The sequence below is a fragment of the Rhodomicrobium lacus genome, assembly GCF_003992725.1.
GTDB classification, from domain to species: Bacteria; Pseudomonadota; Alphaproteobacteria; order Rhizobiales; family Rhodomicrobiaceae; genus Rhodomicrobium; species Rhodomicrobium lacus.
Window position 1 is genome coordinate 1 of record NZ_RZNF01000008.1, and the last position, 22,049, is coordinate 22,049.

The 22,049-nt window shown below is 53.9% G+C and carries 16 protein-coding genes and 1 pseudogene; 7 read left to right on the plus strand and 10 right to left on the minus strand.

What is annotated here, in order from left to right; translation table 11 throughout:
• Positions 1-996, minus strand: a pseudogene (locus EK416_RS18115) (glycine-rich domain-containing protein); the annotation flags it as partial.
• Positions 997-1,387: 391 nt separating this feature from the next.
• On the opposite strand from EK416_RS18115, the gene gspD reads away from it, so the two are divergent.
• Genes gspD through EK416_RS09395 form a run of 4 tightly spaced genes read left to right on the plus strand, consistent with a single transcriptional unit; the run spans position 1,388 to position 7,232 of the window.
• Positions 1,388-3,502: a type II secretion system secretin GspD gene (gene gspD, locus EK416_RS09380; protein WP_164729949.1), complete on the plus strand. Its 2,115-nt coding sequence runs from the start codon at positions 1,388-1,390 to the stop codon at positions 3,500-3,502.
• Between the two features lie 30 nt (positions 3,503-3,532).
• Entirely contained in the window at positions 3,533-4,294 is a 762-nt protein-coding gene (locus EK416_RS09385) for a prepilin peptidase (RefSeq protein ID WP_127077250.1), read from the plus strand.
• Complete coding sequence (locus EK416_RS09390) at positions 4,291-6,012, plus strand: GspE/PulE family protein (protein WP_127077251.1); 1,722 nt, start codon at positions 4,291-4,293, stop codon at positions 6,010-6,012. The genes EK416_RS09385 and EK416_RS09390 overlap by 4 nt, the downstream gene beginning before the upstream one ends.
• Positions 6,012-7,232, plus strand: a complete 1,221-nt coding sequence (locus EK416_RS09395) for a type II secretion system F family protein (protein WP_127077252.1) — start codon at positions 6,012-6,014, stop codon at positions 7,230-7,232. Before EK416_RS09390 ends, EK416_RS09395 begins: the two co-directional genes overlap by 1 nt.
• Positions 7,233-7,247: 15 nt before the next feature.
• Here the strand turns inward: EK416_RS09395 and EK416_RS09400 are convergent, their stop codons facing one another.
• From EK416_RS09400 to gspG, 8 genes are all read right to left on the minus strand, one after another.
• On the minus strand, positions 7,248-7,589 hold the full coding sequence (locus EK416_RS09400) for a hypothetical protein (RefSeq protein ID WP_164729950.1): 342 nt from the start codon (positions 7,587-7,589) through the stop codon (positions 7,248-7,250).
• Between the two features lie 187 nt (positions 7,590-7,776).
• Positions 7,777-8,370 (minus strand): type II secretion system protein GspM, encoded by a 594-nt coding sequence (gene gspM / locus EK416_RS09405; protein ID WP_127077254.1) that lies wholly within the window; start codon positions 8,368-8,370, stop codon positions 7,777-7,779.
• Positions 8,367-9,443 carry a PilN domain-containing protein gene (locus EK416_RS09410; protein ID WP_127077255.1) on the minus strand — a complete coding sequence of 359 codons (1,077 nt, stop codon included), beginning with the start codon at positions 9,441-9,443 and terminating at the stop codon, positions 8,367-8,369. Before EK416_RS09410 ends, gspM begins: the two co-directional genes overlap by 4 nt.
• A gap of 5 nt (positions 9,444-9,448) precedes the next feature.
• Positions 9,449-10,246 carry a general secretion pathway protein GspK gene (locus EK416_RS09415; RefSeq protein WP_127077256.1) on the minus strand — a complete coding sequence of 266 codons (798 nt, stop codon included), beginning with the start codon at positions 10,244-10,246 and terminating at the stop codon, positions 9,449-9,451.
• A gap of 1 nt (position 10,247) precedes the next feature.
• Complete coding sequence (locus tag EK416_RS09420; RefSeq protein WP_127077257.1) at positions 10,248-10,853, minus strand: prepilin-type N-terminal cleavage/methylation domain-containing protein; 606 nt, start codon at positions 10,851-10,853, stop codon at positions 10,248-10,250.
• Positions 10,834-11,316 (minus strand): type IV pilus modification PilV family protein, encoded by a 483-nt coding sequence (locus EK416_RS09425; protein WP_127077258.1) that lies wholly within the window; start codon positions 11,314-11,316, stop codon positions 10,834-10,836. Before EK416_RS09425 ends, EK416_RS09420 begins: the two co-directional genes overlap by 20 nt.
• A gap of 1 nt (position 11,317) precedes the next feature.
• Positions 11,318-11,770, minus strand: coding sequence for a prepilin-type N-terminal cleavage/methylation domain-containing protein (locus tag EK416_RS09430; protein WP_164729951.1), 453 nt, complete (start codon positions 11,768-11,770; stop codon positions 11,318-11,320).
• An 8-nt stretch (positions 11,771-11,778) separates the two neighbouring features.
• On the minus strand, positions 11,779-12,384 hold the full coding sequence (gene gspG / locus EK416_RS09435; RefSeq protein WP_245434009.1) for a type II secretion system major pseudopilin GspG: 606 nt from the start codon (positions 12,382-12,384) through the stop codon (positions 11,779-11,781).
• A gap of 394 nt (positions 12,385-12,778) precedes the next feature.
• Between gspG and EK416_RS09440 the strand changes: the two genes are divergently transcribed.
• Both EK416_RS09440 and EK416_RS09445 read left to right on the plus strand, forming a co-directional pair.
• Positions 12,779-20,215, plus strand: coding sequence for an RHS repeat-associated core domain-containing protein (locus EK416_RS09440; protein ID WP_127077260.1), 7,437 nt, complete (start codon positions 12,779-12,781; stop codon positions 20,213-20,215).
• A gap of 6 nt (positions 20,216-20,221) precedes the next feature.
• Positions 20,222-20,779 (plus strand): hypothetical protein, encoded by a 558-nt coding sequence (locus EK416_RS09445; protein ID WP_127077261.1) that lies wholly within the window; start codon positions 20,222-20,224, stop codon positions 20,777-20,779.
• A 34-nt stretch (positions 20,780-20,813) separates the two neighbouring features.
• On the opposite strand, the gene tnpA is transcribed toward EK416_RS09445, so the two are convergent.
• Positions 20,814-21,356, minus strand: coding sequence for an IS66-like element accessory protein TnpA (gene tnpA / locus EK416_RS09450; RefSeq protein WP_245434011.1), 543 nt, complete (start codon positions 21,354-21,356; stop codon positions 20,814-20,816).
• Between the two features lie 199 nt (positions 21,357-21,555).
• On the opposite strand from tnpA, the gene EK416_RS09455 reads away from it, so the two are divergent.
• Positions 21,556-22,020: a mobile mystery protein A gene (locus tag EK416_RS09455; protein WP_127077263.1), complete on the plus strand. Its 465-nt coding sequence runs from the start codon at positions 21,556-21,558 to the stop codon at positions 22,018-22,020.
• Positions 22,021-22,049: the final 29 nt, after the last annotated feature.

Here is a 22,049-nt window from a genome sequence, read left to right on the forward strand (position 1 = left end):
AGCGGCGGCGCCGCCTTGCGCGATATAACTCGGGAGGGATGACAAGGGCGTGTAGGTGATCACGATCACTCCCTGCACACCAGCAACGCCGGGAGCCAAATAAGAGGGACCGCCTGCGCCCGCTCCGTAATTGCCAGGACGGCCCGTTACCGATGGAGACCAGCGGTTGGAGCCGCCTCCTCCGCCGCCGGATCCGATCCCGCTAAGCTCCACGCCCGCGGAGCCGTTCTGGCCCTCGCCGCCACCCGCACCGCCCAACCCGTTATCGCCGGCACCGCCCGCGCCGCCGACGTGGCCGTTGCCGTTCTGGCCATTAAGACCGTTCCCGTTTGGACCAGCCGCGCCGCCGCCTCCTCCGCCGCCGCCAGACTGCTTTTTGCCGTTGTAATACGCGCCGCCACCGTTGCCGCCAGAGAAAACAACATGACCAATTGAGGAAGCACCCAGGCCGCCGCTTCCTCCGAGATAGTTGATTGATCTATGCCCATGTCCACCGCCACCGCCACGAGCGAGCACACCGCTCGTAAGCGTCGCAGGAACCGCGTTGGCGCTTCCATTGAACCAAGTGTCACCTCCGGAACCGGCATCGCCATGGCTGGGACCAGCACTACCGCCCCCGCCGATATTAAAATAAGCCGTGCTCCCTGGCTGAAGCACCAGATTGTTGACCTTGGCATAGGCACCACCGCCGCCACCACTGGAGGGAACTGCGTATCCCTTCCAATCTGCTCCGGCAGCCGACCCGCCTCCGCCGCCAATGACTTCGATGGAGTTGCCCGCGTTGTTCCAGTCGACAGGCACCGTAAATGTCCCGCTGCCCACGGCATCGAAAACGATGGTCTTGGCGTGCGCTGGAAACAGAGCAGAAAAACAGGTCAGCAGCATAAAGAGGATAGTTGACGCGACACTGGCCCTGGTCGACCCAAATACTTTCGTTGTAGAACTGCTCGAAAAAGCACAAAGCAACCGTCCACAACGAAGGATGATCCCACCCATCTTGTTTGTCCTTTATACAAAAATGTCTGGAAGACCATCTCGCCGGAGATGGACTCTAGAGTTATTCTAGATATTATCTTTTGGAGTAAATGTTGCTGAAACCAACCAACCCCTCACTCCAGCCGAATATCAGTTTCAAAAAAAGTGTCAAGATGGTTTGCATTCCGAAACGTTCAGATATAAACGGAAATGCAATGTACAACAGCCAACACAATTCATGGTTGCGTAAAATTACGAAGATATCCTTTTTGTGGAAATGCAGGAATACAATCTTAAGTAGCCGGGCACATCAGGTGCTAAACACACATACTCCTCCGACGCTTGCCTTAAACGAAGGTTGAAGAACGTGCCTCGTAGCAATAACAGCCCGCGAAAAAATAAAACTAAACAAATGAGGGTGCAGAAGGTCGGTGCAGCTTTATCACTTTTGGTGTTAAACGCATGCGGTGCAAATCAAGGATTTCAGGATCCTCTGATTAGCGCTGAGGTATACCAAGAGGGACAAAAGGAACAGACGGCGAAAGCCGGCGGAACCGACGCGCGCCTAGCCGCCTCGCGTGCAGATGAAAAACAAAGCGTTATATTCGGAAGCGGTCAGTTTATATCGGAGCCGCGTGCTGGGAAAACTTCGGAAAACACAAACGGAGATGTAGAACTCAATTTTTCTGATGCGAATGTTCGGGAGGTCGCCCAAACGATACTGGGTTCCATGTTGGGACAGAATATCGTGATAGATGCCGGAATCGATCAGCGCATCACGCTGCGGACAAACAAGCCTTTGAACAAAGCGAGTCTCATTCCCACTTTGGAAACGACACTTGCCGCCTCCGGTTTGGCGCTGGTTAAAGACGGCGCTCTTTACCGTATTGTATCTGCATCTAAAGCGCGCAGCTCAAGCCGCTCGCTCGTGATCGCTAAAAACGGCACTTTGCCAGCAGGTTATGGCATAACTGTCGTTCAACTCGATCACATAGCGCCATCGCAAATGGCGAAAATCCTCGAACCTTTCGCATCCGAGAAGAGCATACTCCGTACCGACGATTCGCGTAACCTCTTGATTGTTGCCGGCACCGGCCCCGAAATAACGTCTCTCTTAGAGGCCGTTGCAACGTTCGATGTAAGCCCGCTTAAGGGCATGTCGTTCGGCTATTTCAAATTACGGCATGCTCGATCCGCTCAGGTGGCTCCCGAGATAAAAAATCTTATCCGCGCTTATGCTGATAGAACCGGCCTCAATGCACCCGAAGTTATTTCGGTTGATCGCCTTAATTCTCTTATCGTTTTTGCCTCTCAAGCTGATGCTCTAAAGCTGGCTAGGCAATGGATCAACGGGCTTGATCAGGAAAAAGAAGACCCTGAAGCGGGCGTCTATGTCTACCGGGTCAAGAATAGAAAGGCAAAAGATCTGGCTCCTATTTTGGCTCAATTATTTCGCGCGGGCGGAGCCGAAAGCATCTCAATCGCAGCCACTACTCCTCCCGATACGCCGACAGTCGATATATCAAGCCAATCGCGCGGTTTTTCCTCTTCAAATCGGGGGCTTGTCCGCAGTTCATTAGCGCCCGATGGTAATGATGCCGGCTCAGGTTCTGCCCAAGCTGCAGCGACAGACACGAACGCTACCCTCTCATCTGGGGGGAGAATAATTGCAGACCCTATCAACAATGCACTGTTGATCCGAGCCACCCCCTCAGAATATCGGTCGATTATATCGGCTTTGGCGCATCTGGACTCGGTTCCGCCCCTTGTCATGGTTGATGTCACGATCGCAGAAGTCACGTTGAATGACGAACTGGCTTACGGCATTGAATGGTTCTTAAAAAAAGGGAATCACGATGCCTCAATGAGCCGCCTAGCCAGCGGAGCGATCTCTTCCTCATTCCCCGGCTTCTCGTATTTCTTCGCGGCGTCAGACATACAAGTTGTTTTGAATGCCGTTTCAAGTGCAACACAATTAAAAATACTCTCCTCGCCAAAGGTTATGGTGATGGAACATAAGACCGCTGTCCTCCAAATAGGTGATCAGATTCCTGTCATTACTTCGACCTCACAGAGCGTATCAAGCGCCGATGCACCTGTGATACAGACCGTTCAATATTATGACACCGGTGTAATATTGAAAGTTACACCGCAAGTCAACTCTAGTGGTTTAGTTATGATGGATATAAGCCAAGAAGTCAGCAACGTGTCCGAAGAGACTTCTAAAACTGAAAACTCTTCGCCAACTATACAACAGCGAAAAATCAGTTCAGCGATTGCGATTCAGAGTGGACAAGCTGTCGTTCTCGGCGGACTTATACGCGATACCAAAACATCGTCAGCAAGTGGCATACCACTCTTGTCAGATATACCAAAGGTTGGTGAGGTTTTTAGTCGAAATCAGAAGAAAATACAACGGACAGAACTTGTCGTAATTATCAATCCCCGCGTAGTTTGGGATCGATCAGATGCTAGAGAAGCCACTGATGAAATTCGAACAAAAATGCAGGCCATATTCGGCCGTTGACCGTAAAATCGCATCCTCGAATATTTTCTAATGCCGCAAGATACCGCCACTCAGTCATTGTTTTTGACAACAATTTTCGCAGCCCCCTTCGTTGGCTGTTTCGCTGCCACCGCCGTTCGTGCTCATATCTCTGGCGAGTCCGCTTTTTGGGGGCGTTCAAGATGCGGGCATTGCCAATATAAACTGGCTATTTGGGATCTCATTCCAATTTTTTCGTGGCTGGCAAACTACGGGAGATGTCGGCACTGCAGTTCGCGAGTTTCGATCCTCTATCCCTATATGGAATCCACGTTCGTCGTGATCACACTCATAGTTGTTAATCAAAATGATTCGATCGAAAGCTTTATTATGGGAATTATTCTTGGTTGGGCGCTTATCACGCTCTGTGCTTTTGATATTGCGGCCTTTGTCCTTCCTAATATTATCACGTATGCGCTTATTTATATCGGGGTCGGAGTGGCTTTCCTTCAGGGAACTGAAGCTGGGTTTGAAAGCGTTGCCGGAGGCTGTGCGGGCGCGATTTTTCTTATTGCGGTCAAATACGCCTATCTGCGAATGAGAGGTCGTGACGGTTTAGGTATGGGCGACGTCAAACTCTTTGCTGCAGCAGGAGCCTGGGTTGGCATTGACGGCCTACCTCAAGTCCTTCTTCTTGGTTCTCTTTTAGGATTGTTGCACGCGACCGTTATCGCTAGAAATAGTCAAGACATTTCCTCGGAGCGAATTCCGTTTGGAGTGGGCCTTTCTATAGGCTTTGGAGCAACCTGGTTATACGGGTCTTTATTGCCATGAATATATATATAACAGAATTGGAAGCGAAAAATCAGTCAATCTCCGAAAATGTGAAAACTGAGCAGGATTTTATCGAACTCCTTATTCAGGATGGTTGGTTAAATTCTGGAGACGTTAGTCGATTGCGGCGAGCAAGATTGGATACGAGAAAATCCATTCTTCGATTAATTCCAAGTCTTGGCCTACTTGATGAAAAAAAACTTGCTTTGCGTTTGGCCAATTGGCTGCAGCTCCCTTTGTTTTCTTTGGACTCAGTACCTCCCAAGGCCCTCTTGTCTGAAAAGCTTAACGTCGAATTTCTTCGTGCACAAGGCTTGCTTCCCGCCGCAATCGAGGATGGCAGTTTGATCGTTGCCACATCCGATCCGCTGGCGCAGTTTCATCGACGGGCAATCGAGATCGCGACGGGGCTTCCGGTTTCTTTTGTCGTTGGCACTTCTTCGGACATCGAAAAGGCGCTGGCGAGATTGTATGAAGAGGAGCGATCCGTTTCAGAGATAGACCAAGAAGGTGACGAGAGTCATGATGAGGATCTTCAAAGACTGAAGGACATGGCCGCGGAAGCGCCTGTCATTCGTTATGTCAATCAGGTTTTGCAGCAAGCAGTCGACAAAAGCGCGTCGGACATTCATTTTGAGCCTTTCCAAGGCATCCTCAGGGTCAGGCTCAGGATCGACGGGCACCTTCAAGAGATCCAATCGCCTCCGGCGGGGCTTGCGTCGGCAATCTCGTCGCGCGTCAAGCTTCTAGCGAAACTCAACATCGCCGAACGGCGCTTGCCTCAGGACGGTCGCATTCGTACTGTTATCCAAGGGCGCTCCATGGATATTCGGATCTCTACAACTCCTACGCTATATGGCGAGAGCGTGGTGCTGAGATTGCTCGACAAAACAGCCGTTTCCTTCAATTTTGCCGATCTGGGGTTCCATCCGTCAGACTTGAAACGCTTTTTTGATATCATCAGCAAGCCGAACGGTATCGTGCTCGTGACAGGTCCGACCGGCAGTGGCAAAACCACAACGCTTTATACATGCCTGCTTCATCTCAATAACGTTGAAACCAAGATCTTAACGGTTGAGGATCCGGTAGAATATGAACTGCCTGGCATCAATCAAATCCAGGTCAAGCCGCAAATCGGCTTGACGTTCTCGAGCGCGTTACGCTCCCTCGTGAGACAGGATCCCGACATCATACTTATTGGCGAAATTCGTGATCTGGAGACTGCCGAGATCGCAAGCCAATCGGCGCTGACGGGACACAGAGTGTTATCGACACTCCATACCAATGACGCATCAAGCGCAGTAACGCGCCTCCTTGACATGGGAGTTCCTGATTACCTCATAGCGGCGACCGTTCGTGGGGTCGTTGCCCAGCGGCTTGTCCGGTGCTTATGCAGTGCCTGCAAAAAGAGAACTTCGATTTTGGCCAGCGGCTCTATCGCAGATAAGCTTTCTGCAATGGGAGCAGACGCTGTTTTTGAACCACAGGGATGTGAGCTGTGCGATGGAACGGGGTATCGCGGACGGATGGGCATCTACGAAATCCTTCCTGTTTCAACTCGAATCCGTGAAATGATCGCCGACCGTTCTCAGGCGACTGCTCTTGAGGCTGCCGCAATTAAGGAGGGAATGACTTCCCTTTATGACGATGGCCTAAGGAAAGTTGCGGAAGGAAAGACTTCTTTCGCCGAGGTCTTGCGAGCAACCAAGGAGGTTTGATGGCTTCCTACATCTACAAAGGGGTGGATCGCTCGAACAAGATCGTTAGAGGTACGCGAGAAGCTAGTGACAAGGTTGCCTTGGTCAAGTCGCTGCAGGCTGACGGGATTATTCCGATATCGATTGGGGAGCGAGTCGAAAAGACTGGCTGGGAGCTTGGTTGGAAATTATCTACGCCATCCATTCGCGAATCGGAGATTTTATATCTGATTTCAAACCTTGAGTTATTGCTTGGAGCAGGCGTCGATCTCAACGCCGCTTTGGGCGCGCTTTCTAAATCGACAAAGAATCCCAAAATTGCCCGCCTAGCGAAGGAGTTACGAGAACATGTGCAGAAAGGTCAAAGACTTTCGAGCGCCCTCTCGTCAATCGATGGAACCGTACCAAGCTTTGTTGTTAACAGCATTCGCGCAGGTGAAAATAGCGGGCAGCTTCAGCATGTTTTGAAGCGCCTAGCTGAATATCTTTCCAGATTTCAACAATTTAAATCTAATATTGTATCATCTCTTATTTATCCGATAATTTTACTAATCATGGCGGTGGTTTCCATCGTCATTCTGATTTCTGTAGTCATACCGCAATTCAAGCCTCTTTTTGAGGACGCGGGCGTTGATTTGCCTCTTATAACACGTTTCTTTGTTTGGGCTTCCGATTTCCTTTCCAATAATAGTGGCCTACTTATACTGATAAGTATTATTTTTTTTATTTTATTGCGAACTACTATCAGGCGGCCTCGGATCGCTCTCCTCATCGACAAAGTCAAGTTTCGCCTTCCTTTGGGAGCGGGCCAATTGTTGAAGAAGGTAGAAGCCGCACGCTTTGCCAGGCTGATGGCGCTCATGCTTGAGAACGGTGTTTCGATGTTGACGGCGCTAGCGCTTGTTCGCGATGCCGCCGGCAACAAATGGTTTTCTTATAATATCGAAATTGTCGCAAAAAAAATCCGGGAGGGAGAGCGGCTCACCCGTGCGCTTTCTGTCGCGGGTATGATTCCAGACACCTACCAAGAAATCCTCGAAGCAGGAGAGGAGGCGAGTCAGCTTGAGATCGTGCTCGCCCGAGTCGCCGACATAGCGGAACGGGAAACGGAGATTTCGCTCAAGAATTTTATGGCCGCTTTTGTTCCGTTATTGACAATCGGGCTGGGCGGTTTTGTCGCCCTGGTTATCATGTCCGTGTTGCTCGCTCTTCTCAGCGTCAACGACCTCGCGTTGAGATAATTTTGTCCGTATGGCCTATTTCGTCTCAGTTTGCAGCTTCATCGAAAGCTCCTGGTTTTCAGCTTGAAGGAGGATCGTCGTGCGAAACACGCTTTTTACGGTCCATCCGTCGAGGCTTCCACCCTCTTCTATTCGGACGTAATCTTGCTTGGGACCTCGCTCAAAAATCGCGGCGCGAAAGTGATCCGACAAGACGGTTCCACGTAAAATGACACCTTGAGGCGGTTGCAAGAGTTTGGGGCGTGGCGGAGTGATTAGCGACGATGCTGGCGTGACTTCTTTTCTGGCAAAAGGCTTTCGATCTGGATGAAACAAAGGACGTTCTACAAATCCCACGAAAGACACCGGCGCGGGCATGGTCTGTTCAGACCTTGCTCTTTGAAAAGCGGATCTTGAAACTTTCGTATTTATCTCCGTTTCAACGTCAAATGCTAGAGACGAAAGCCAGACATATACACTAGCCCCGGCCAAGACCAAGGATCCTCCCCACCACAAAGCGAAACTTTCGACGACGCCGCTACGCCCCCAGGTTCCCATAAATCAGCTATCCTTTTGCAAGCAGGAAGCCTGACACAGTGAGAGAAACATCAAGGATCGGGTCTTCCGCCGTAATAGGTGCTGTATTCATTTGATGCCCTCCGACATTCACTCGCGCCAAAACCGGCCCCGCCTTTATCGTGAGCGCCCCGATGACCAAAACGGGCCTATGCTCATCGATTTGATAAAGCATCCTGGATAACCCGACATTTGAAATAGCAAAGACCAGCGCAATGCTAAAGGAACCGTCTGCTTTGGGCTTGCCTCCTGTTTCGATACGGGATACTTTCACTTGCCCCCCATTGACGGTGACAAGTGTTGCCAACCGTTGTTGCAGTAAAGCGGCGGCTGCATCGGCGTTTATCGAATCAAAAAACAGCCCATTGGCATTCAAATCGTTACTGATTTGCTCTAGATCGACTTCCAATCCCTTTTGCTGCATAAGCAGACTTCGATACCGAAGAACGGTTTCATTCTTGCTGTCACGCTCAAGTTTTAAATCGCCATAATAATCGTATAATGGTTGAAAGATCAGACCCCATGCCAAGGCTATAAACATAAAAGGTATAGCTGCGACGCCAAACTTTCTGAACCTGTTCATCGGACTTTCTGTCCTCCAGAAGCAAGCTCCATAACGAGGCTAAATCGTTCAGCGGCGGTTTGCGTATCACGCGTAACGGCGCCCTGAAACTTGACCGTTTTAAAATCGGATATCGCGCCAAGCCTTTGAGCGATACCCGACGCGTCGTGGGATAGTCCCGATAGTGCCACATTTCCTCCCTGAATGCGAATTTCGAAAAGATAGGACTCGTCGTCGAGCGCTTCGGCAAGTCTGTTCAAGACTAACAAGTAATTGTTGCTAATCTGCTTAGCTTCCAAGACATTCGTCGTCGTCGCTATATGTTTTTCGTGCTGAAGACGCAATTTCGACAAATGATCAATCTTGGGCTTCAAATCAGCAAGATCGGCTTCAATTTTATCGAGTGCCTTAAAGTGGCTAACAATAGGAGAACATAGTGTTGACGCAACAAGTAACGAAACAGAAAAAATGAATACGTAAACACAAAAAGACATTTTGCGGGAAAGAATTCCATGCGAGGCAAATCGAACGATCTTAGTCGTTTTATTGTCACCTTCTATAATAATATAATTGACATCCTTGAAACCGATTCGTCGCAATCTATCAACGATTTCTTCTGCATAATCTTTTGAGGTAATTATAAGTTCTAATTCTAACTCCATTCGGTTGCGGCCCTCTCTCTTGTTGAGAACTGCGTACAGTGTATTTTTGGGAGGGAACGGCGAGAGGCTACCGATCTGGTACGAGATCGCTTCTTCCAAATTATGAGCGACAGCTTTTGGAAGGTAGATGACAGATGTCAAAACACGATCTTTATTCAAATGACCAAACACAGGGCCACCAAAAAGGCCACAATAGGGATTGAGCGCAGCATGAAGACTGGCGACAGCTTCTTCATTGGCGGGGTCCGTAATGGTTTCCTGTCTCTCGACAATCCCAGAACGCATAATCGAGAATTCGGTTTTGTCCGCAAGGCATCGTATGAGAAGAATACGGCGCGCCGGCAAATAACGCTCAAGGCCTGGCGCTATGCTGCGAACTTCGCGCAGCCACCATCGCCAGGCCTCACTGATCGACATCAAAGGTTTCAGCATTCCACCTAATCCGTACATCGAACACCTTCAGTCGAAGCTCGGTTACGCCACTCCAGGATTTGATAAGGACGGGAGAGGTCACCGGTGATATAAACCACAACTTCAATGGGTGCACTTTGCCCGCTAAAAGCGGAGATGGTAAAAATTCCAATGCTTATCGCTTTGGAACTGTTTCGATTTTGTTCCAAAGGAAGCGCAGCCCCTCTCTCTCCGTCGGACATCAGCGCGCGCAACCTGGCAGGAGCGGCATCGAAATCGGGTATTTGCCGGAAGCTATAGACCGATACATAAGGTTTAATTGCTTCAACTACAGAACTGGTGGCGCCAGGCAGCCGAAAAAGCTGAGAGACAGTCAAGAAGGGTCTATTTGTTCCCCGTGCATCGTCGACGGCGTGCTCTATGGCGCCGATAAACTGCAAATTGCTGGGGGCTAGTGGGCAAATGGCTTCAAGAAGTCGGCCGAGAAGTGGATTGGACGTTTGATTGAGGTTGATCTTGCCGGCTTCATTTTCAATCGTGACACGCACCTCCCGGTTGCCAGACTGGTAAAAAATGTCCTGCCCAATCACGGAAGACACAGCTTCGCGATCGGCAAGACGTGCAATCGCAGAGGCGATGCCAGCTTCGGCTGCCAGTTCGTCAGTGAAGTGCTTTTCATAATTATCGACGACCTGCAAATCCGAACGGAGGAGTCGTAGCAGGCTTCCCGTAAGAGCTGTGGCGAAAATCAGCACAAAAATTACGGCGACAAGAGCCGCTCCTTCCTCAGTATCTTTTACAGCTCCCGTCTTCGCGCGGATCATTTTATTGCCAATCGCTCTGTTCAAGGCGAGGAGCAATTTTAAACTCAGGCCATTGCGTATCGGCTCCGGAAAGCGTGACGTCGATAGCGATCAATTTCGGTAACCTCTTCTGGTGCAACCAAGATGTTTGCCATTGCTCATTGCTCACTTCTTTCGATTTTCCGAAGTAACGAATGCTAATCCGCTCGACCTTCGTCGCGACGGTCGTCCGATCACCTTGAGCCTGTCTGTTTTGAAAATCCGACGATAGCGACAAGGTAAGCTGGAGTTCTTGAGGATCATGAAAGAGATGTATGCGGTAGAGTCCTCCTAGACCGATATGGTCGGGAAGAGCAATCACTCCTTCCAGAGAATTGGAATACCCAGAAAAATCGAGTTCGTCGCTATCTGGCTGGTGTAAAGGACGGAGTGTCGTCAGAACACGAGTAAGGCCATTTTCTGCCTCTAAGAGGCTTCGTGTTGATTGGCCTCTTTCCTGCGCTTTACTCCACATATTGTTTCCTAACCGCAAAGCCGTGGCGATGAGCGCGCTTATAAAGCCGAGTATGGCAAGAGTGACCAAAATCTCGACCAAGGTAAAGCCATCCTCACGCCTGAGCGTAATCATGCCAGCCGCCTCTCCGGTCGAACGTTCTTGTTACGCTTGAACGATGTTGGAGCACAATTGTCCGGTAAGTTCGCTGGTAAAGACGAATGCCGCGACGCCATTTCACGATAAGTTCCACATCGAGACCGACAAGCGGAGACGTTTCATGCTTGCGCGTAATCTCGTTTCGAGTGACCTGCAAAGACCATGAGAAATTAGCGTCGAAGTCCCCTTCGGCCCTCCCTTCCTGCATGGGGGATGTCGCACGCAATTCTGCGATTTTGGAGCGCGCATAAGATATGGCTCGATATTGGTCCGCCGTGCGCTGTGCGCCTGCCGCACTTTGAGAGATTGCAGCAAAAAGAGAGCCAAGAACGAGGCCGGTGATGATCAGGGAAACAAGCGCGTCGACAAGGACGAAGCCGTTATTGTCCTCTCCCCCGGATGATAGAAAGCCCTCGTCTTTTAGAACCGTTGGACGCATTTCATTGCAATAATGGCCAGTGTTTTTCCCGGCTCGAACGCACCTCTCCAGAAAGCCAGTTAATCTGTATCGACCAGACTTGACCGCGTTCCTCAAGAAAGATGTGGCCGCCGCTGGCTGTTCCATCGCCATAGAAGTGAACCTGCGCGATAGCACGGTCAACATGTTCGGCCGCTGCGGTACGAAACAGGATGCGGGTTGCGCTGGAAAACTGCCCATACCCGCAAACATCGCTCGTGAATTGGCGCGCCTCGATATCGAGGACGACGACCCGAGAAGAATTTCCAAGAATCGCTTTCGCATGAGCCCGCCTGAAGCACAAGGTTAAATCCTGAACAACAGCACGCAATGAAAGCTGCTTGTCGCGTCCTCCAAAATACGAGGCGCCAATCGCTGTCATGAATGCCATGATCGCAACAACAATCAGCAATTCAACGAGCGTATAACCTTTCACTTCACGTTCTACCAGTTGGTGACATCCTTGTCGCTCCCTTCTCCGCCTTCCTTTCCATCCGCCCCATAGGTGAAGATATCGTAGTCGCCATGGAGGCCGGGCGATCTGTAGTTGTAAATTCGGCGCCAGGGATCCATCAGCATATCCTTGCGCCTCAAATAAGGGCCGTTCCAGCCGGAGGCGTCAGTCGGGATGACGACAAGCGCATCAAGACCTTCTTCCTGCGTCGGATAACGTCCCACGTCTAGTTTAAAAAGATCGAGTGTGGAGGAAAGGCTTTCTATCTGCGCGCGCGCTGTATCTTGCTTGGCCCTGTCGAGATATTTTAATAATTGCGGAACGGCGATAGACCCAAGCAGGACAATGATCGCAAGGACAACGAGAAGCTCAACGAGAGAGTATCCAGAATTATTTTTTCCGGATGTCATCTTGACTTGAGAATATGTTGTGACAGAGCGACGATTACCTACGAAATGAATTACTGCGAAATTATTTTTCATTTTCCGGCCTATTTGGCTACGCTTGTTTTGTTGGGATCGGCTATTGCTGGCCGACACCGCTTTTCGACCTTTTTGCGGCTGGCAACGAAGAGTTTTTAGGTGTAGGGCCCACATGCCAATGCAACTCCGGTTTAGCCGTGCGCTCCCGCAATAATAGAGGTGCACAACAATTGGCAACTATGAATTGTGTTGACTGTTGTACATTGCATTTCCGTTTATATCTGAACGTTTCGGAATGCAAACCATCTTGACACTTTTTTTGAAACTGATATTCGGCCGGAGTGAGGGGTTGGTTGGCTTCAGCACCATTTACTCCAAAGATTATATCTAGAATAAATCTAACGCGTATGTCCGGCGAGATAGTCGTCCAGGCATTTTGATATAAAGGACGAACAAGATGGGTGGGATCATCCTTCGTTGTGGACGGTTGCTTTGTGCTTTGTCGAGCGGTTGCACAACGAAAGTGTTTGAGTCGACCAGGGTCGGTGTCGCATCAACCATCCTCTTTATGCTGCTGACCTGTTTTTCTGCTCTGTTTCCAGCGCACGCCAAGACCATCGTTCTCGATGCCGCGGGCAGCGGGACATTTACGGTTCCGTCCGACTGGAACAATGCGGACAACTCCATCGAAGTCATTGGCGGTGGCGGTGGGGCGGCTGGCGGCGGCAAAAACGCCAATGGCTACGCTTCTCCATCCGGTGGCGGTGGGGGAGGCGCCTATGCAAAAGTTCGCAATCTGATCCTTCGACCGGGTGATCGCGCTTATTATGGCGTTGGTGCGGGCGGCGCTGCCGGTCCGAATACGGATTTTGCTTCAGCGGGAGGCGACACGTGGTTCAATGGGTCGGCAAACGGCTTACCAACTTCCACGTCGTTAGGTGCCTTAGCGCCCGGTGGTTACGGTGGAAACGCTAGTTACAAGAATGTCGGGTTTAATGCGGGAGGTGTTGGAGGTCAGGCTTCTGCTGCAATCGGGCATGTAACCTATTCTGGCGGTGATGGCGGCAAGGGATATTACAACGGCGCAAAGCAATCAGGCGGCGGCGGCGGCGGCGGCGGTGCAGCTGGTCCGAACGGGAACGGTCTTAATGGCCAGAACGGCAACGGCCACGTCGGCGGCGCGGGCGGTGCCGGCGATAACGGGTTGGGCGGTGCAGGTGGCGGCGAGGGCCAGAACGGCTCCGCGGGTGTGGAGCTTAGCGGGATCGGATCCGGCGGCGGAGGAGGCGGCTCCAACCGCTGGTCTCCAGCGGTAACGGGCCGTCCTGGCAATTACGGAGCGGGCGCAGGCGGTCCCTCTTACTGGGCCCCTGGCGTTGCTGGTGTGCAGGGGGTGATCATGATCACCTACACGCCCTTGTCATCCCTCCCGAGTTATATCGCGCAAGGCGGCGCCGCCGCTCTTCCGGCAAGCGAGACGATTGCCGCGACGGCGTCGACATTCGGGGTCTCCTCTTCGGGGGCTGCCACGCATTCGACGCCCATCATGGTCCCCGTTGGTAGCACAGGCGTGCAACCCAAGATCACCCTCGACTATACGAGCGGCGGCGGCAAGGGGCCACTCGGCTTCGGCGGTTCGATCGGTGGCCTCAGCGCCATCTCCCGCTGCGGCAGCGACCTGTTCCACGACGGCATCGTCAAGGCGATCGACTATTCAGCAGGCGACAAGTTCTGCCTCAACGGCGAACGGCTGGTGCCGATGTCCGGCGACTACGGCGCCGATGGCACCGTGTATCGCACAGCCCTCGATGGCTTCTCGAAGGTGGTGTCCTACGGCAGCGCCGGGACGGGACCTCAGTATTTCAAGGTGTGGAAAAAGTCCGGAGAGATCCTCGAATACGGCAACAGCGCCGACAGCTTCATCGGCGCCATCGGGCGGCCCGAGGCGCGGGCCTGGGCGATGAACCGGCTTTCAGACACGGCTGGCAACTACATCAAATACAGCTATTTTCAGAACGCAGCGTCCGGCGAATACGGCATCGACCGGATCGACTACACCGGCAATGCGACGCAGGGGCTTTCGCCTTATAATTCCGTTCAGTTCGTCTATGACGACAAGCCGCGCGAGGAGTTCTATTTCGCGGGCGCCAAATATGCGAGCTCGAAGCGTCTGACGAACGTCAAGGTGTTCGCTGACGGCGCGCTGTTCCGCGACTACCGACTCGCCTATCTCTCGGCGAACCAGCTCGGTTCGATCACCGAGTGCACCGCCGATGCCTGCCTCAAGCCCACAACCTTCACATGGGCAACAACCGAAACCCTCCCCCAGGGAACAAACCCCTTCATCCATCAAACAGGGGAACTGCCAAGGGAAGAATATTTCGACGGTTGCGGCGTTTCCATGTCGCCGGCATCGGGCGACTTCAACAATGACGGACGAACCGACTTCCTCCTGATAAAGGCGACCTGTGAAGGCCAAAAGCTGGGCCTAGGAACATTGGACTTTTGGGATGACTTTATTTGGTTTGGGCGTTCGGATGGCGGCTTCGACAAGGTCAACGTCGGCAAGTTGATCCCGGCAACATACCAAGTGGTTGCGCAGGGCAATTTCGGCGGCAAGGGCAGCAGCGACCTCTATCTGGCAAAGACTGATAAAGAAGGCCGAAAGACGGAAGGCGGCGTCGACTACGTCCTTGTTTCCAAGGGCGACGGCACCTTCAACAAGATCGAAGTCCCGACGGCTCGGGCGATTCCAAACGGCTGGATGGTGGCGCTTGCAGGTAATTTTCGGGGCAACGGCCTCACGGACCTGTTTCTGATTCAGGCTGACGACAAAGGGCGCAAGATCGGGACATCGAGCGATCGCGTGCGGCTTGCCAATGGCGATGGCACTTTCCGCGATGCCGATCTCGAGGCAACGAAATCTCTTCCCGTACCCACGGTTATCAATTCTCAGCCTGAAACATGCTTCAAGGCGAATATTGGTGGTTTTACAATCGGCAATGAAAACGACCTGATCCGATACAAGTTCATCGCGGCCGGCGATTTTAATGGCAACGGTCTGACGGATTTTCTCGTGTCTCCCGTTGACAAGGATTTAAAGATCCGCTCGTCCTCCGTTTGCTATGGCAGCCAGCAACTTAATGACCGTCTTTATCTGTCACGCGGCGATGGGACGTTCGATGTTGTCGACAATCCGCGCGTCGTTGGTGCGGACGAGGGTCAGTCGCCGACATCGGCAAGGACCGGTTACAAGCTTGCCACTGCCACCGATCTTAATGGCGATGGGCTGGCAGAGATCTACCTCAAACATGGTACCGCGGGTGGTGGCAAGGACCGAATTCTCGTCTCGAAGGGCGACGGCTCATTCCAGGAGATTGTGCGCGAAACGGGGCCACAGTTAGGCGACTCAGACGGCGTTCCATCTTCTCTTGCCGCGTTCATTTTGTTTATGAACGGAAAATACACTGCAACTGACAGTGTCTTCATGGTTCGGGACTTTTACGGGAGCGGGGTTACAGCACTTCATAGCCTCAAAACGATCGACGGCAAGGCGAATGAACATTTCATCCTGTCTTTCACTTACGATCTTTCGCTGGCGACGAAGGAAGTGTCTCTCGGCAGCCTGGCGACGGACGGGCAAGAAAGTCAGAATGTTCTTGCTGTCGGTGACTTCAAGGGGGATGGCGGCGTCAGCGAATACATCCGCAGCAGCGCTCCCTGGAAGGAGCATTATATGGCTACTGCCGGTTTTCTCCTAACGTCTCCTCCCCGGCTGAACTATCTTGTGAAGTCGATTGAGAATGGTTTGGGGAACCGGATCGACATTGAATACAAGCCTTTGACGGACGAGAGCGTCTACACGAAGTACACGGACGCTGCCTATCCGGTTCAGGATGTGGTCAATGCGAGCTATGTGGTTTCGCGGGTCACGACGGACGACGGCATTGGCGGCAGGAACGGCCAGCGCTATCACTATGCGGGTCTCAAAGAGCATGTGAACGGTCTCGGCAGCCTTGGCTTTGCCAAGATGACCTCGACCGACGAGGCGACGGGGATCGTCACGGAGAGCGCATACAACCAGTTCTGGGAGCAGCGCACGCAGGGCGAACTCGGCCACAGCCAGACGGTTGCGCCGGACGGCACGGTGCTCGAGGAGAAGTTCGTCTATTGGGCTTCAAAATGTACGGGCGACAGCGAGGACAAGCGGCATTGCTTCCGTTATTCGCCGCAATCGGTGACGACGAAGAAGGATCTGAACGGGACCGATCTCGGCACGGTGACGGAGAACTCGACCTATGACGACTACGGTTTCCTGACGCGTCAGGAAGTGGAGACGAGGCTTGGGTCGCAGAGCTTCTCGAAGATCACGGCCAACACATACACGCACGATTCGTCGCGCTGGGTTCTGGGCCGGCTGACGTCAGCGAGCGTCACGCATAAAGCGCCGGGGACGCCCGACCAGGTTCGAACCTCGGCGTTTACCTACGATCCGTCGACGGGCCTTCTTTCGAGCGAAACGATCGAGCCTGGCAATGCGCTTTCGACCACGAAGACCTACGTCCGCAACGGTTTCGGCGCGGTGACGGAGCAGACCGAGAGCTGGGCCTCGGATGGCAGCGTGACGGCGGCGAACGGTTCGCCGGTGGGCAGCCGCACCACGCGCTTTGTTTATGACGAGCGGGTGCGCTACAAGGTTTCCGAAACCAACCCGCTTGGGCAGACGCAGACGAGCGCTTACGACCCGCTGCATGGCCTTGCCACGAGTTCCACCGGGCCGAACGGGCTGACGACGTCCTGGACTTACAACAGCCTGGGCCAGCTTGTCGAGGAGCGGCGAGCCGACGGCACGCGGACGCGAAACTACAGCTACAATTGTTCGACGACGATGCAGTGCCCTGTGAACGGTGCCTATCTGCTGGTCACGGCAGCGGACGGTGGCGCGATTTCGGCGGTCTACAAAGATAAGCTGCACCGCGTGATCCGTCAGTCGACGCAAGGATTCGATGGACGTTTCGTGCATGTCGATACGGTCTACGACGCGCAAGGGCGGGTTCTGAAGCGCTCCGAGCCTTATCTCGACGGCGATCCGTCCTGGTGGAGCGCCGTCCAGTATGACCTCATCGGGCGGCCCGTCGTCACCACGAAGCCCGACACGAAAACCGAGACCGTTTCCTACAACGGCCTCACGGTGACGAGCACGAATGCGCTCGGGCAGACGAAGACGGTCACGAGCGACGTTCTGGGCCGCATGACGGTTGCGACCGACACCAATGGCCAGAGCATCGCTTATTCCTACGATGCGATCGGCCAGCTTGTCGGCATGACCGATCCGAACGGCAACGTGACGTCGATCGTCTATGACGTGCGCGGCAACAAGGTGGTCCAGAGCGATCCTGACAAGGGAAGCTGGACCTACGCCTATAATGCGCTGGGGCAGCTTGCAAGCCAGATCGACGCGAAGGGTCAGGTCACGCGGGTGACCTATGACGTTCTCGGCCGGATGCTGTCGCGCACCGACGACGCGTCGGGCAGTCCGCAGGCTTCGTATTGGGTTTACGACACGGCGGCGAAGGGCGTTGGCAAGCTTGCCGCGGCGAGCGGCTACGGTTACAGCGCCGCCTTTACCTATGATGAGCTCGGCCGTCCGTCTGCGAAAACCGAGACCATGGACGATGGGTCGGCCTACACGGTGACGACGAGCTACGACGCGCTTAGCCGGCCCGCTTCGGTCTCCTATCCGACGGGGCTGACGGTTGGGACGGCGTACACGGCTTCCGGCCATCTCGCGCAGCTTTCGAACGCGTCGTCGGGCAAGAGCTACTGGCAGGCCCGGAGCGTGGATGCGCGCGGCAATGTCACCCAGTCGACGCTCGGCAACGGCGTCGGCGAGCTTCGGGCCTATGACGCGGCGACGGGCTATCTGACCCAGATCACCTCGTCGAGCGCGTCGTCGGGGACGATCCAGAACCTGTCCTACCAGTTCGACACGCTGGGCAACCTTCTGTCGAGGAAGGATCAGATCCAGGCGATCACGGAGACCTTCCAGTACGATCGGCTGAACCGCGTGGTGGCTTCGACGGTTCTTCCAACGGCCCAGCCCTCGCAAGGAACGACGGTGGCGGTCTCCTACGACGCGCTCGGCAACATCGTGTCGAAATCGGATGTCGGGGCCTACGCTTACGGGGGCGGCGCGGAATGTGCGAACCCGTTTGCGGGGCCGCACGCAGTGACTTCGGTGTCGGGGGCGAAGGAGGCCTCCTACTGCTACGACGGCAACGGCAACCTGACGACGGGCGGGGGCCGGGTTGTGACGTGGACGGCGTTCAACATGCCGTCTTTGATCGCGAAGGACCTTCGCCGCACGGAGATCGTCTACGGCCCGGATCGGGCCAGGTTCAAGCGCGTCGACGAGAACGAGACGGGGGCTACGACCACCTTCTATGTCGCGGGCGGCGCCCACGAGGTGGTGAAGCGTGGCTCGACGGTCACGCACAAGACCTATATCGCAGGCGTCGCGGTCGAGATCGAAGGGACCGGCGCGACCGAGACGCTTTATCTCCTGAAGGATCATCTCGGCTCGACGGACGTGATCACCGACGCCATGGGCGCCGTCCAGAGCCGCCTGTCGTTCGACGCGTGGGGCAAGCGGCGCGACGTGAGCTGGGCGGCGTTCATCAACGTGCCGGTCGCGCTCTGGCAGTCGGGCAAGATCACGCGCGGCTATACGGGCCACGAGCAGCTTGACGAGGTGGGCCTCGTGCACATGAACGGGCGGGTCTACGACCCCGAACTCGGCCGCTTCCTCTCCGCCGATCCGTTCATCCAGGACGCCACCAACCTGCAGGCGTTGAACCCCTACACCTACGTCCAGAACAACCCGCTCTCCTTCACGGACCCAAGCGGATACTTCCTCTCCGGCCTGTTCAAGGCCATCGGCAAGGTCTTCAGCCGCGTCTTCAAGGCCATCGCCCACGCCATAAAAACCGTCCTCAACTCCTCAATCATACGGTCGCTCATACAGGTCGCCGTGTGCAGCTGGAACCCCGTGGCCTGCGTGGCGGCGGCGGGGGCGCTCACTGCCATGGCGGGAGGATCGTTGCAGGACGCCTTCAAGGCCATGGCGTTCTCGATCATGTCGATCGCGACATGGACGGGGGTCGGGGAGTTCCTGAAAGGTACGCCGCTCGCCGGCGACATCATCGGCAAAGGGCTCGTCCACGGCACCGTGGGCGGAGCGCTCAGCGTCGCCCAGGGCGGCGACTTCCTGCAGGGCTTCGCCGCGAACGCCGTCGGCGCCGCAACCGGCCTCGTCTCGAACAGCATCTCCGGCGGCGATGTCTTCCTCGACAGCGCCATCGTCGGCGCCTCCGGCGGTATGGTCTCCGTCCTCACGGGCGGGAAATTCGCGAACGGCTTCATCACAGCAGCCTTCGCTAACCTGTATAATAAATGGGCTCAGCGCTGGAAATGGCAGGCCGCGATGGCAGGCGCGAGAGTGGGCGGAGCCGTAGGAAACACTTCGGCTGCTAGAGGATTTATCATTGGCGGCGCCTTGGGCTATGCGGCAGGTTATGTCTATGACTGGTGGTATGGAGAAGATCCGAACGGAGATGTCACCGGGTTTGTCGGGGCGTATGGTTCTGTAGGATCGACAGCGAATAGTTATGCCGACGCAGGAGTTTACGATGATACGACAGCGAGAGAAGTTGGACTATATGGCGGAGGTGGCGGAAACTACGGGGGAAGCAGCATAGCAAAAATGCTATCTGGAGAGTTAGGCTATGAAATTGGTATGGTCGAAGGCGGGAAGACCAACTTTGAGGGAACTGCTTTTAATCCAAGTTTTTCGAGTGGCGGCTGGTCATATGGAACACTGATCAACAAAGATGGCCAGACTGTCGGTTATGTTATGCAAAAAAGTGTAATAGGATCCGGAAGCTCAGGAATGACCTACCAATCCACAGGATCGTACACTTCGACCGGAAGACTGTTCGGCTATTGAAGGCTCATGAAACGGCGCCTCGGAACAATCCGGGGTGCCGGGACACCAAATCAACGTCGCCGTGAAGTAGCGGGGAAGATAATGCGGTTCGAAACATATTTTTTTGTTTCTCAGAATATAAATATAAGCCTTTTATTTTTTTTATTAATTGCTGTAGTAATTTCTATTTTTTTAATTATTTCATATAGAATTTATAAAAAAAACGAATTGCCATTAAGAGATTTTTTTGCTGTCATTCTTGCGTTGCTATTTGGCTTTGGGTTTTTTGGTAACCAATTTCTTGAAACCAAGGCTTCAATAAATAAAATCATCCATTCAAATGGTATAAAAACGGTCGAAGGAAATATCGCCAATTTTCGTAAAATAGGCATGAAAAAGGAGCTATCCTTTGACGTGAAAGATACATCCTTTTCCATCAAATCTGTCCATCCGTTCGACGGCTTTAACGACTGGAGCGATCGTTCTCTGCGAGATGGACTCTATGTGCGTATAAAATATCTGCCTTATTACAACAAAGAAGAAGGAGTGCGTAACAAAATTATCCAGATAGACGTGCGCCAGTAGCGGGCAAGCGCCGCGACGTAAGCTGGGAGTTTCATCAACGTGCCGGTTCGCGCTCTGGCAGTCGGGCAAGATCGCGCGCGGCTATACCGGCTCCGCTCAAGCAGCGCGAAGCGCGGTAGCGGCGCGAAACCCGCAGCTTGACGAGGTCGGCCTCGTGCACATGAACGGGCGGGTCTACGACCCCGAACTCGGCCGCTTCGTCTCCGCCGATCCGTTCATCCAGGACGCCACCAACGATGCGATTATCGGCGGCGGGCGCGTCACTGGCGCTGTGATCGTAGATCGTGTCGCGGCTCTTCCTTGGCACCGTCAGAGAGACCGGCAGGAATGCCGGTGCGGGCTCTGGCTTCTCGTCGTTCTTGGCCAGCTTCCGCCAACGAAACAGAAGGCTTGGCTTGATCCCATGCTTGCGGGCGACCGCTGACATATTCACGCCGGGCTGCAAAGCCTCGGCGATGATCGCCTGCTTCTCGTCCTCGCTCCAGCGGCGCTGGGTATCAGCAACTACGGAATACCGGCGGGCAAAACTATCTCCAGACATAGGCACGGGCATAGCTCCTGTCGCGACAAGCGTCACAGACAAGACCTGTCTCTTACACGCACCGCAAGGCGGCCCTCAGCGGATGCTTACCGCGAAGACGTGGACCGGAGTAGGTAACCTCGGAAGGGTAAGCTGAGCGCATGGAAGATAGTCCATATATGGATTGACCTATCAAGCCAATATGTCAATTTATACATTGACACCGTCTGTTTTATATCAACCTATGGATTGACGAATGAGCATCAAGCGAGCCGTTCGCGAGCAATATCAGGCCATCGTCGACCGCGCAGCAGGTCAGACGATTGGCCTTCGCGTGCCGCCCGAAGGCTGGCTTCGCACAATGCGCAAGGCGCTCGGGATGTCTGGCGCACAGCTGGGACGGCGAATGGGTCTGACACGGGCGCGGATCGCCGCCGCTGAACACGCGGAACTCTCCGGAGCGATAACGCTGAAATCGATGCAGGCTGCCGCAGAAGCCATGGGATGCCGCTTCGTCTATGCTGTCGTGCCGCAAACGACCGTTGAAGAGGCGGTAGGGGCACAAGCCAGAAAGAAGGCTTTAGCCATCGTTCATGCCGCCAGCGGTCATATGGCGCTCGAAAGCCAGACACTTCCAGACGACAGGATTGCGAGACAGGTCACTCGGCTTGCGGAAGATCTTTCGCGCGCGATGCCGCCTGATTTCTGGGAGGACAAATGACCGGCGTCATGGATTATCCGGAAGGGGCT

Excerpts from the sequence above, each read along its gene's own strand:
- gspD (WP_164729949.1), top strand. The coding sequence starts at position 1,388 with ATGAGGGTGCAGAAGGTCGGTGCAGCTTTATCACTTTTGGTGTTAAAC.
- EK416_RS09385 (WP_127077250.1), top strand. The coding sequence starts at position 3,533 with ATGCCGCAAGATACCGCCACTCAGTCATTGTTTTTGACAACAATTTTC.
- EK416_RS09390 (WP_127077251.1), top strand. The coding sequence starts at position 4,291 with ATGAATATATATATAACAGAATTGGAAGCGAAAAATCAGTCAATCTCC.
- EK416_RS09395 (WP_127077252.1), top strand. The coding sequence starts at position 6,012 with ATGGCTTCCTACATCTACAAAGGGGTGGATCGCTCGAACAAGATCGTT.
- EK416_RS09400 (WP_164729950.1), bottom strand. The coding sequence starts at position 7,589 with ATGCCCGCGCCGGTGTCTTTCGTGGGATTTGTAGAACGTCCTTTGTTT.
- gspM (WP_127077254.1), bottom strand. The coding sequence starts at position 8,370 with ATGAACAGGTTCAGAAAGTTTGGCGTCGCAGCTATACCTTTTATGTTT.
- EK416_RS09410 (WP_127077255.1), bottom strand. The coding sequence starts at position 9,443 with ATGCTGAAACCTTTGATGTCGATCAGTGAGGCCTGGCGATGGTGGCTG.
- EK416_RS09415 (WP_127077256.1), bottom strand. The coding sequence starts at position 10,246 with ATGATCCGCGCGAAGACGGGAGCTGTAAAAGATACTGAGGAAGGAGCG.
- EK416_RS09420 (WP_127077257.1), bottom strand. The coding sequence starts at position 10,853 with ATGATTACGCTCAGGCGTGAGGATGGCTTTACCTTGGTCGAGATTTTG.
- EK416_RS09425 (WP_127077258.1), bottom strand. The coding sequence starts at position 11,316 with ATGCGTCCAACGGTTCTAAAAGACGAGGGCTTTCTATCATCCGGGGGA.
- gspG (WP_245434009.1), bottom strand. The coding sequence starts at position 12,384 with ATGTGGGCCCTACACCTAAAAACTCTTCGTTGCCAGCCGCAAAAAGGT.
- EK416_RS09440 (WP_127077260.1), top strand. The coding sequence starts at position 12,779 with ATGCTGCTGACCTGTTTTTCTGCTCTGTTTCCAGCGCACGCCAAGACC.
- EK416_RS09445 (WP_127077261.1), top strand. The coding sequence starts at position 20,222 with ATGAAACGGCGCCTCGGAACAATCCGGGGTGCCGGGACACCAAATCAA.
- EK416_RS09455 (WP_127077263.1), top strand. The coding sequence starts at position 21,556 with ATGAGCATCAAGCGAGCCGTTCGCGAGCAATATCAGGCCATCGTCGAC.